Genomic DNA, 10297 nt, shown 5'->3' with positions numbered 1-10297 from the left:
CGCCCACGCCCCGCCGCCGCCTCCTGCGTCCGCCCGGCCGCCGGCGCACACCGGTGCCCGGGCTCCGGCTCGTGACCGTTTTCGGGCATGGCTCCGCCTGACTCCGTAACCGTCATTGTGCTGCCGACCCTTCGCGTCGCCACTGACCCCCTGCAGGTCAGGCCGCTGTCGATAATCAACTTTATGAGCCCACCCCCTCGGTCCGGGCAGCGGGTGGCAGGCACGCGGTCCGCGGCGGTGCCGAACCTACTGCCATGACTCTTTCCGTGACACAGCCCCCGCTGCGGCCGCCGAACCCCGCTGGTGGCTACGTCCCTTGGGTAGCGCCGCTGGTGGCGGCGTTCCTGGCGTTCTCCCGTCCGCCGTACCGTCGCTGGGCCACAGGCCGGTCACGCGTTCCCGCCCCGGTCTCCTTCCCGCCGCATCTCATGGTCCTGTCGTCACACGTCGTGTTCGGCTCCGTGGCGATGCACGTGCTGCCTGCAGGTCTGGCGCCGGTTCCGTGCGCATCCGTGAGCGCGCCGCTGGGTCGGCCACGTGTACGTCTTCGGCGGTCGTCTTCCCGGCGGGGCCATGGACTTGGTGATCGCGGTGGCCACCCCGTGGGGTCCGGTGACCATGGTCAGCAACGTGCTGCCGGTGCTGCTCTGGTTGGAGGCACGTTCGCCGGACGACGGATGGCCAGGCAACGCATATTCGTCGATCACCGCAGGTGGACGGTGCGCGGCTTCACCCTGACCGTCTCCATCATCACGACCGCCTCCATGGCGTGGCGATGGTCACCCTGTTCACGCCGCGGTCCGAGACGACGTTCGGCGGCGGCGAGGCGGCGGCGAGGCCGCGCCGGGCCGCGACTACCACCGGTCCATCGTCCACAGCCCATCACTCGCACGCCGCGATCCACATATCGCCAACGTGCGTCACAAACACGGCCCGTGAACTACGAAACCATCACCAAGCCGACGAACCGCCGACGCACTGCCCGCCCTGGGAACGCGGCATCCACCACTCCCCGTGGTAGCCACGCGCCCTGTCGCCGCCCGGCGATGGGGACGCGCGGCTCGTACGGAGGTCAGAACTCCAGGATCTTGCGCAGGAACCGCCCTGTGTGGCTCTCGTCCACCAGCGCGACCTCCTCCGGCGTGCCGCTGGCGACGAGCGTGCCGCCGCGCGACCCGCCCTCCGGCCCCATGTCGATGATCCAGTCGGCGGTCTTGATGACGTCGAGGTTGTGCTCGATGACGATCACCGTGTTGCCGCCGTCGACCAGCCGACCGAGCACGCCGAGCAGCCGCCGGATGTCCTCGAAGTGCAGGCCGGTGGTCGGCTCGTCGAGCACGTAGATGGTCCGGCCGGTCTGCCTGCGCTGCAGCTCGGAGGCGAGCTTGACCCGTTGCGCCTCGCCGCCGGACAGGGTGGTGGCCGGCTGCCCCAGGCGTACGTAGCCCAGACCCACATCGTTGAGCGTCTGCAGGTGGCGTTTGATCGCGGGGATCGCGTCGAAGAAGCCGAGGGCCTCCTCGATCGGCATGTCGAGCACCTCGGCGATCGTCTTGCCCTTGTAGTGGACCTCCAGCGTCTCCCGGTTGTAGCGGGCTCCGTGGCAGACCTCGCAGGGGACGTAGACGTCGGGCAGGAAGTTCATCTCGATCTTGATGGTGCCGTCGCCCGAGCACGCCTCGCAGCGGCCGCCCTTGACGTTGAAGCTGAAGCGCCCCGGCTGGTAGCCGCGCACCTTGGCCTCGGACGTGGCAGCGAACAACTTGCGCACGTGGTCGAACACGCCGGTGTAGGTGGCGGGGTTGGAGCGCGGCGTGCGCCCGATGGGCGACTGGTCGACGTGGACGACCTTGTCGACCTGGTCCATACCGTTGATGCGCGAGTGCCGCCCCGGCACCGTGCGGGCGCCGTTGAGCTCCTTGGCCAGTGCGTTGTAGAGGATGTCGTTGACCAGCGTCGACTTGCCTGAGCCGGACACGCCGGTCACCGCCGTGAACACGCCCAGCGGGAACTCGATGTCGACGCCCTGCAGGTTGTGCTCGCGTGCACCCTTGACGGTGATCTGCCGCTTCTTGTCGCGCTTTCGGCGCTTGGCCGGGATCGGGATGCTCCTACGGCCCGACAGGTATTGCCCGGTGAGCGACTCCTCACTGGTGAGCAGGTCCTGCACCGTGCCGGAGACGACCACCTGGCCACCGTGCTCGCCGGCGCCCGGCCCGATGTCGACGACCCAGTCGGCCGCCGCTATCGTGTCCTCGTCGTGCTCGACGACGATCAGCGTGTTGCCCATGTCGCGCAGCCTGACCAGCGTGTCGAGCAGGCGCATGTTGTCACGCTGGTGCAGGCCGATGGACGGCTCGTCGAGCACGTAGAGGACGCCGACCAGGCCGGAGCCGATCTGCGTGGCCAGCCTGATGCGCTGGGCCTCGCCGCCCGCGAGGGTCGCGGCGGCGCGGTTCATGGTGAGGTAGTCGAGGCCGACGTCGAGCAGGAAGCCCATGCGCGCATTGATCTCCTTGACCACGCGCTCGGCGATCTGCATGTCGCGGTCGGACAGCTTGAGCGCGGCGAGGAACTTCGCGCACTCGCCGATCGACATGGCCGCCACCTCGGCGATCGACCTGCCCGCGACCGTCACGGCGAGGGTGACCGGCTTGAGCCTGGCCCCCTTGCAGGCGGGGCACGGGATCTCCCGCATGTAGCCTTCGAAGCGCTCGCGCGTCGCGTCGCTCTCCGCCTCGGCGTGCCTGCGCTGCACCCAGGGGATGACGCCGTCGTAGGTCGTGTAGTAGGAGCGCTGCCTGCCGTAGCGGTTGCTGTAGCGGACGTGCACCTGCTCGTCATGGCCGTACAGCAGCGATTTCTGCGCCTTCTTCGGCAGCTTCTCCCACGTCGTGTCGAGGGTGAACCCGACCGTGTGGCCGAGCGCCTCGACCAGCCTGCTGAAGTATTCGCTGGTGTGGCCGCCGGACCACGGGTGCAGCGCGCCCTCGCGCAGCGTGCGCTCGGGATCGGGCACCACCAGGTCGGGGTCGACCTCCATCTTGGTGCCCAGGCCTGTGCACTCGGGGCAGGCCCCGAACGGTGAGTTGAACGAGAACGAGCGCGGCTCCAGCTCCTCGAACGACAGGTCGTCATAGGGGCAGTAGAGGTGCTCGGAGTAGAAGCGCTCACGGTTGGGGTCGGCCTCGGGCAGATCGACGAACTCGAGCGTGATCGTGCCGCCGGACAACTGCAACGCCGTCTCGACCGAGTCGGTCAGCCTGCGCCGGGCCGTCTCCTTGACCGAGAGGCGGTCGACGATGACCTCGATGTCATGCTTCTCGTACTTCTTCAGCGTCGGCGGCTCCTCCAGGCGCACCACGGTGCCGTCGACCCTGGCCCTGGCGAAACCCTTGGTCTGCAACTCGCGGAACAACTCGGCGTATTCACCCTTGCGGCCCCTGATGACCGGGGCGAGCACCTGGAAGCGGGTGCCCTCGTCGAGGTCCATCACGCGGTCGACGATCTGCTGCGGGGTCTGCCTGGCGATCGGGCGGGCGCACACCGGGCAGTGCGGCTTGCCGATGCGCGCCCACAGCAGCCGCAGGTAGTCGTAGACCTCGGTGATCGTGCCGACCGTCGAGCGGGGGTTCTTGCTGGTCGCCTTCTGGTCGATCGACACCGCCGGCGACAGGCCCTCGATGAAGTCGACGTCGGGCTTGTCCATCTGACCGAGGAACTGGCGGGCGTACGCCGACAACGACTCGACATAGCGCCGCTGGCCTTCGGCGAAGATGGTGTCAAAGGCCAGACTCGACTTCCCGGACCCGGACAGGCCCGTGAAGACGATCAGCGAGTCTCGCGGCAGGTCGAGCGAGACGTCCTTGAGGTTGTGTTCTCGTGCACCACGCACGATCAGGCGGTCTGCCACGATGATCCCGGAGGTCGAAAGGCGGATAGGTCCACGGGGGATGGTAGACGGGGGCTCCGACAATTTCGGCGGCGCGCACTCACGTACGAGTGACCGGCCCCCGAAACGCTTCCTTCACAGGTTACGGCCATCTCCCACCTCGCAGGGGCCCTTCACCCGTCAACTTCCTGACCTGCAGCTTTCATCCCCGATCTGGTGGAGACACTCAAGAATGATGAAATATCCAGACATGGTGGTTCTACCCGCGCTCCAGGCCGAACTCTCCGCCGAGACCGACCGGTTGCTGGCCACGGCCGCCTCGCTCAGCGAGGCCGATCTGGCCGCCCCCTCGCTTCTACCCGGCTGGACCAGAGGCCACGTACTCGCCCACGTCGCCCAGAACGCCGCTTCTCACCTCAACCTCCTGACCTGGGCCAGGACCGGCGTACGCACCCCGCAGTACACCTCTTTGCAGGCAAGGGCCGCGGCCATCGAGGCAGCGGCCGCCCACCCGGCCGCCCGCCACCTGGCCGACATCGAGGAGGGCTCGGCCCGCGTGGCCGCCGCGATCCGTGACATGCCCGCCGAGTGCTGGTCCGCGCAGGTGGAGGGCATGCGCCCGCCTCCCCACCCCGCCTGGTACCTCCTGGTACGCCGCATGCGCGAGATCGGGTTCCACCACGTGGACCTCGACGCCGGGTACGGTCCCGCGGACTGGCCGGAGCAGTTCGTCACCCGCGAGCTCCACGACTGCCGGGCGTGCCTGCCCCGCGACGGCGGCACGGTGGGCGAAGTCGTCCTCACGAATCCGGACGGCGGGATCGTCGCCCGTTGGCCCCGGCTCGGCTCCGGCCCCGCCGTCGAAGGAGCCCCTGCGGCCATGTTGTGCTGGCTCACAGGAAGGTCGCGTGGCGAGGGCGTTACGCTGGTGCCGATGGGGCGGTTGCCGACACCGTCACCGGCGACGCTTCCGGCGCCACCACCGTGGCTGTCGGCGACGGCCCCCGCTGATCTGCCCGCGACACCTCCGGAGGACTACCCATGACCTACACAGGTGACGTCCAGGTCGGCGGCCCCGCCGACGTGCGAGAGCTGCCCGCGCTCACGATCTCCAAGCTCGCCGTCGGCCCTTATGACAACAACGCCTATCTGCTGCGCTGCACGGAAACGGGTGAGGGTCTGCTCATCGACGCGGCCGCCGACTCCGACCGCCTGCTCGCGCTGATCGCCGACCAGCCGATCCGCGCGGTCGTCACCACGCACCAGCACCCCGACCACTGGCAGGCGCTGGAGCAGGTGATCAAGGTGACGGGGGCTCAGGCGGTCGCCCATCCGCTCGACGCGCCCGCGCTGCCCGTGCCGGTCGACCGCACTGTCGAGCACGGCGACACGATCGCCGTCGGCGCGGTCAGCCTGGAGGTCATCCACCTGCGGGGTCACACGCCGGGGTCGATCGCGCTGCTCTACGACGGCGGCGAGGCGGGCCATCACCTCTTCACGGGCGATTCCCTGTTCCCCGGCGGCGTCGGCAACACCTGGCAGGACCCCGAGCGTTTCACCCAGCTCTACAACGACGTGGTGGAGCGCGTGTTCGACCGGCTCCCCGACGAGACGTGGGTCTACCCGGGCCACGGCAAGGACACGACGCTCAGGGCCGAGCGCCCCGCGCTGCCCGAGTGGAAGGCCCGCGGCTGGTAGCCGTGCCGACGGACGGGGTCACTGCCACGGGGTCACTGCCACGGGGTCACTGCCGGGCGGCGAGGACGTGCACGATGCGCTCGGCCGCGAGGGCGGGATCGTCGGTCAGGCCGACGAGCTCGCCCCACGACCACCGGTAGAACCAGCCCTCCGAGAGGGGAACGCAGTCGACGGTCTCGGCCAGCAGCACCGTGTCGGGATCGCTGATCCGCAACGCCGGCGGGTGCGACCGCAGGGTGACGGTGAGCCCGCGCTGCTCCAGTTCCTCGGCCAGCTTGCCGAGGAAGTAGGTGCGCGTGTGCTCGCGTGGCTGAGCCGGCATGATATCCATCAAAGCGAAAGACGGGCGGGAAATCGCCTCAGTTGCCGATGCGCTCGGCTTCTTTACGGAGTTCGCGCTTGTAGAAGAGCATCCGGAGCGGGATCGCCGCCACCAGCGCGATCTGCATGCTCGCACCGATCTTGATCGGCAGGTCGCCGCCTTCGGGCCAGGCCACCCAGAACGTGAGGAAGGCCACGTTTACCATGATCCATCCGAGCACGACCGCCGCGAGCTGGCCCTTCGGCTTGGGATATTCGATCCGGCTGACCATCAGCCACGCCACGCCGAGCACACCGAGCAGCGAATAGACGCTCGGCTGGAACAGCAGCACGATCGAGATCACCGTCATGGCGCCCATCGGGATGGGCAGGCCCATGAAGTCGCCGCTCTTGGTCTTGACGCAGGCGAACCTGGCCAACCGCACGACCCCCGCGACCAGCACGGACGCCGCCGCGACCAGCACCGCGGTGAACGGCACCTGATTGGTGAACCCGCCCCAGATCACGACCATGAACGCGGGCGCGAACCCGAAGCTGATCACATCGGCCAGGTTGTCGAGCTCGGCGCCCATCGCCGAGGCGCGGAACCGCCGCGCGACGAGGCCGTCGAACAGGTCACATGTGGCCCCGATGAGCAGCAGCACGATGGCGGTGGCGAAATAGCTCGGATCGGGGACGAACGGGCCGCCGGCCATCTGCAGTTGCATGATCGCGGAGTACGCCAGGACACACACGGCCATGAACCCGCAGACCGCGTTGCCCAGCGAAAGGGAGTCGGCGGCGGACAGGCGGAACGCCTTGCCGACGGGGCCACGAGGCTCTTCCTCATCCGCCTGCCAACTACCGGCGTCAGCCGCGGTCAATTCTGGTCACCCCCGCCACTGTCTTCTCCCCCACGGACACCGCGGGAGCGATCCCTTCGGGAAGGTAGATGTCGACTCGCGAACCGAACCTGATGAGCCCGATCCGCTCGCCCGGCGTGACCTTCGCGCCCGCGCTCAGGTACGGCACGATCCTGCGCGCCACCGCGCCCGCGATCTGCACCATCTCGATGTCGCCCAGCGCGGTCTCGAAATGCCACACCACGCGCTCGTTCTGATCGCTGTCCTTGTTGAACGCCGGCAGGAACCCACCTGGCACATGCTGCACGGATGCGACATTTCCCGCAAGGGGGGCCCGATTGACGTGTACGTTCAGCGGGCTCATGAAGATCGCGACCCGGGTGCGGCCGTCCGGCCACGGGTCGATGCTCTGCACCACGCCGTCGGCGGGTGACAGGACACGGCCCTGTCCCGGCGTACGGTCGGGGTCGCGGAAGAACCAGAGCATGCCACCGGTGAGCGCGCCCAGCGGCACCGCCGCGCACGCCCATCGCCGGTCCCTGCGCGTCAACAGCGCGGTGGCGGCCGCAGCGGCCGCCGTGGGGAAAAGCCACGGGGAGACCCCGCGTGCGAGCCTGACAGGGTTTGCGCGGCTCGGCTTGGCAGAATCGGACACGTACAACCTTTGGTGGTGGACTGGACTGGGCGCTTTGCTGTGATGTTACAAAAATAGCAACTATGACACAGCGCAACTACGCAAGCAAAGCGCCACGAAGCCCAACAGCTAGACCTGCTCTGAATGAGCCGCCTCGCCACTGCGCGTGTCTATGCGGGCCTTGACCAGGCTCGCCACGGTGGTGATGACCATAGTGGCGCCGATGATCGAGAGCGACACCCAGATAGGAATTTCGGGCGCCCAGGAGACATGGCTGGCATGCAAGGCCTCCATAACCAGCTTAACCCCGATGAACCCGAGGATGAACGCCAAACCATAACTGATGTAGACGAGCCGCTGCAGAAGCCCGCCCAGGAGGAAGTACAGCTGACGCAGCCCCATCAGCGCGAACGCGTTGGCCGTGAAGACGATGAACGGATCCTTGGTGAGCCCGAAGATGGCGGGGATCGAGTCGAGCGCGAACAACAGGTCGGTGCTCCCGATCGCGACCATCACGATGAGCATCGGCGTCACCATGCGCCTGCCGTCGATCTTGACGGTGACCTTCGAGCCGACGTACCCCTCGGTGGTGGGGAACGTCCGGCGCACCCACCGGAGCAGGACGTTCTCTTTGACCTCCTCCTCCTTGCCCCGCAGGTGGTCGCGCACGAGGTTGACCGCGGTGTAGACGAGGAAGGCGCCGAAAACATAGAAGAGCCAGCTGAAACGCTGCAGCGCGGCGGCGCCGAGCGCGATGAAGATGCCGCGCATGACGAGCGCGAGCAGGATGCCGACGAGCAGCACCTTGTGCTGGTAGGCCCGCGGGACGGCGAACCTGCCCATGATGATGAAGAAGACGAAAAGATTGTCGACGCTCAAGCTGTATTCGGTGATGTAGCCGGCGAAGAACTCGCCCGCCTTGGCACCGCCGTACGTCGTCCACAGCACGACACCGAACGCGGCGGCCAGCGCGACATAGAATGTCACCCAATAACCGGCCTGCCGCATGGAGAACTCGCGGGCTTCGCCGCGGTCGACGATCCACAGGTCAATGGCCAATACAACAAGAAGACCGCCGATCACGGCGATCCAGGCCCACACGGGTACGCTCAAGTCAACCCTCCGGCACACAGCAATCATTGCCGGAGGTCTCTCCCGCCCGCGTCGACCTGCGGACCGGCAGCCCCGGGGGCCCCATGGATCGGGGCTGCACCGTGATGACGAGGCTGTCGCGAAGGGATACTCCCCTCCCTAACCCACGCAGTATACGAGAGCGCCCTGAGCCCACCTAATCGCCGGTTGGCCCATCCCCGCCGTAGACGGCCAGCACGTGCCGCACGGCGTCGTCATCGCCGGGCATCTCCCGACCCCGCCGCTCGGCCTCCGCGGCCAGCGTCCGCGCAGTTCCCCCTTCCGCGAGCAGCGCCCGTACAGCTCTCCGCAGCCCCTCCACGTCCCCATAGGGGACCAGGAACCCGGCCTGGCCCAGGATTTCTGGAATCCCACCTACCTTCGACGCGATCGCCGGTGTTCCGGTCATCAACGCCTCCCGCAGGGTCAGCGGCTGCCCCTCCCAGCGGCTCGGCATCACCAGGGCGACGGCGGCGTGCAACAGGTCCGGCACGTCGTCCCGGTGCCCCAGCAGCTTCACGGGAAGACGTTCGTCGTCGATCCTGCGCTGCAACCGCTCGCGCAGTGGCCCGTCCCCCGCGACCACGAACAGCGGCGCTCCCCCGGCGCCGCCCGCCGAGCCGCCGGTCCCGGCCCCGGACACGACCTCAGGCCGGGAGTCTCCTCCAAGGCCGGATCCGCGCCCGGTCCCGGGCGCACGCCCCTCCTCCCACGGGCCGGCCGCGACGTCGAGCAGCGTCTCGAGGCCCTTCTGCTGGGCGAGTCTGGCCACGGTCAGCAGGATGGGCCGCTCGCCGACGTCGAGTTCGTCCCTGACCTCCTGGGGTGTGCGCTTGGCCGGTCGCGGCACGGGCGCGGGCACCACCGCGGCCCGTACGTCCCTCGCACCAAGCCGCGTCATCCGCGCACCGAGGTCGGGCGACACCACGAGCACACGCCCGGCGCCCCTGGCGACGAGCCGCTCCAGCACCCCGTAGACGACACCGACGAACCCACCCGCGGTCAGCGCGTTGTGCAGCGTCACCACCAGCCCGGGCGCGCTCGGCCCACGTCCACCGGCTTCCGCCTGCCCTCCGGTCCCCAGGTGGCCGGGATCCGTCACTGCCGCCGGGCGAGTGCCTCGCCTGACCAGTGCGCCAGGCCTGGCCAGGGCGGAGAGCGCCCCGGCCCGCAGCCCGTGGGCGTGCACCACGTCCGCGTCGCGCGTCAGCCGCCTGACGGCCAGCACCGCGCGCAGGTCGTTGACGGGATGCGGTCGATCGGCGATGGCGACCTCCACGAAACGCGCACCGGCCTCCGTGTACGAGAACCACTCCTCCACGCTGCGCGGCCCCAGCACGAGCACCTGGTGGCCCCGACGCGCCAGCCCCTCCACCAGCATGTGCACATATCGCCCGGTGCCTCCCGACGTGGTGCCCAGCACGAACGCCACCCGCACAACGTTCTCCTTTCGCCTCAAGCCGCCGGAAAGTTCCAGGAGCGGGACACCGAGCCCGCGACCCTGTCGCCACACCAGTGGCAGGACCACGGCATCAGGCCCCCGCACACCGCGTCGGGGCCGTCATGCCCAGTCCCCCGCATGCAGGGACGACGTCCCCCACAGGCCCTCATCACACCATGCCCCCGCCGATCACCCGCGTGTGCGCCGCAGCAGGACGGCGACGGCCGCGGTGTCCGGCCGGTCCACCAGGGTCACCACGGCGACGCCCACGGCCAGCGCGACGGCCGCCGCCACCACGGTGCCCCCCAGACTCGCCCAGCCGCCGCCCCAGCCCAGCC

9 protein-coding genes are annotated in these 10297 nt (G+C 68.9%); 3 read left to right on the top strand and 6 right to left on the bottom strand.

The annotated features are described in order from the left end of the window. The first annotated feature begins 573 nt into the window (after window positions 1–573). A complete protein-coding gene (locus E1267_RS45070) occupies window positions 574–738 on the top strand; it encodes a hypothetical protein (RefSeq protein ID WP_165960072.1) in 165 nt (54 codons plus the stop codon). Between the two features lie 334 nt (window positions 739–1072). Here the strand turns inward: E1267_RS45070 and uvrA are convergent, their stop codons facing one another. After that, entirely contained in the window at window positions 1073–3913 is a 2841-nt protein-coding gene (gene uvrA, locus E1267_RS40060; protein ID WP_132340943.1) for an excinuclease ABC subunit UvrA, read from the bottom strand. Between the two features lie 229 nt (window positions 3914–4142). On the opposite strand from uvrA, the gene E1267_RS40055 reads away from it, so the two are divergent. Beyond that, window positions 4143–4937 carry a maleylpyruvate isomerase family mycothiol-dependent enzyme gene (locus tag E1267_RS40055; RefSeq protein WP_132340941.1) on the top strand — a complete coding sequence of 265 codons (795 nt, stop codon included), beginning with the start codon at window positions 4143–4145 and terminating at the stop codon, window positions 4935–4937. Next, window positions 4934–5590, top strand: coding sequence for an MBL fold metallo-hydrolase (locus E1267_RS40050; RefSeq protein ID WP_132340939.1), 657 nt, complete (start codon window positions 4934–4936; stop codon window positions 5588–5590). The genes E1267_RS40055 and E1267_RS40050 overlap by 4 nt, the downstream gene beginning before the upstream one ends. A gap of 46 nt (window positions 5591–5636) precedes the next feature. Here the strand turns inward: E1267_RS40050 and E1267_RS40045 are convergent, their stop codons facing one another. The 5 genes from E1267_RS40045 to E1267_RS40025 all read right to left on the bottom strand — a co-directional run bounded on the left by E1267_RS40045 (window position 5637) and on the right by E1267_RS40025 (window position 9956). Then, window positions 5637–5912 carry a hypothetical protein gene (locus tag E1267_RS40045; protein WP_132340937.1) on the bottom strand — a complete coding sequence of 92 codons (276 nt, stop codon included), beginning with the start codon at window positions 5910–5912 and terminating at the stop codon, window positions 5637–5639. Window positions 5913–5949: 37 nt separating this feature from the next. Continuing rightward, window positions 5950–6774, bottom strand: coding sequence for a CDP-diacylglycerol--serine O-phosphatidyltransferase (pssA, locus tag E1267_RS40040; RefSeq protein WP_132340935.1), 825 nt, complete (start codon window positions 6772–6774; stop codon window positions 5950–5952). Continuing rightward, window positions 6761–7408 (bottom strand): phosphatidylserine decarboxylase, encoded by a 648-nt coding sequence (locus E1267_RS40035; RefSeq protein WP_132340933.1) that lies wholly within the window; start codon window positions 7406–7408, stop codon window positions 6761–6763. Before E1267_RS40035 ends, pssA begins: the two co-directional genes overlap by 14 nt. A 108-nt stretch (window positions 7409–7516) precedes the next feature. Then, window positions 7517–8500: a TerC family protein gene (locus tag E1267_RS40030; protein WP_132340931.1), complete on the bottom strand. Its 984-nt coding sequence runs from the start codon at window positions 8498–8500 to the stop codon at window positions 7517–7519. A gap of 175 nt (window positions 8501–8675) precedes the next feature. Continuing rightward, window positions 8676–9956, bottom strand: coding sequence for a glycosyltransferase family 4 protein (locus E1267_RS40025; RefSeq protein WP_132340929.1), 1281 nt, complete (start codon window positions 9954–9956; stop codon window positions 8676–8678). Window positions 9957–10297: the final 341 nt, after the last annotated feature.

Source organism: Nonomuraea longispora (genome assembly GCF_004348345.1).
In the GTDB taxonomy this organism is placed as follows: Bacteria; Actinomycetota; Actinomycetes; order Streptosporangiales; family Streptosporangiaceae; genus Nonomuraea; species Nonomuraea longispora.
Note: the sequence above shows the minus strand (reverse complement) of the source record. Positions and strands in the feature narration are given on the sequence as shown.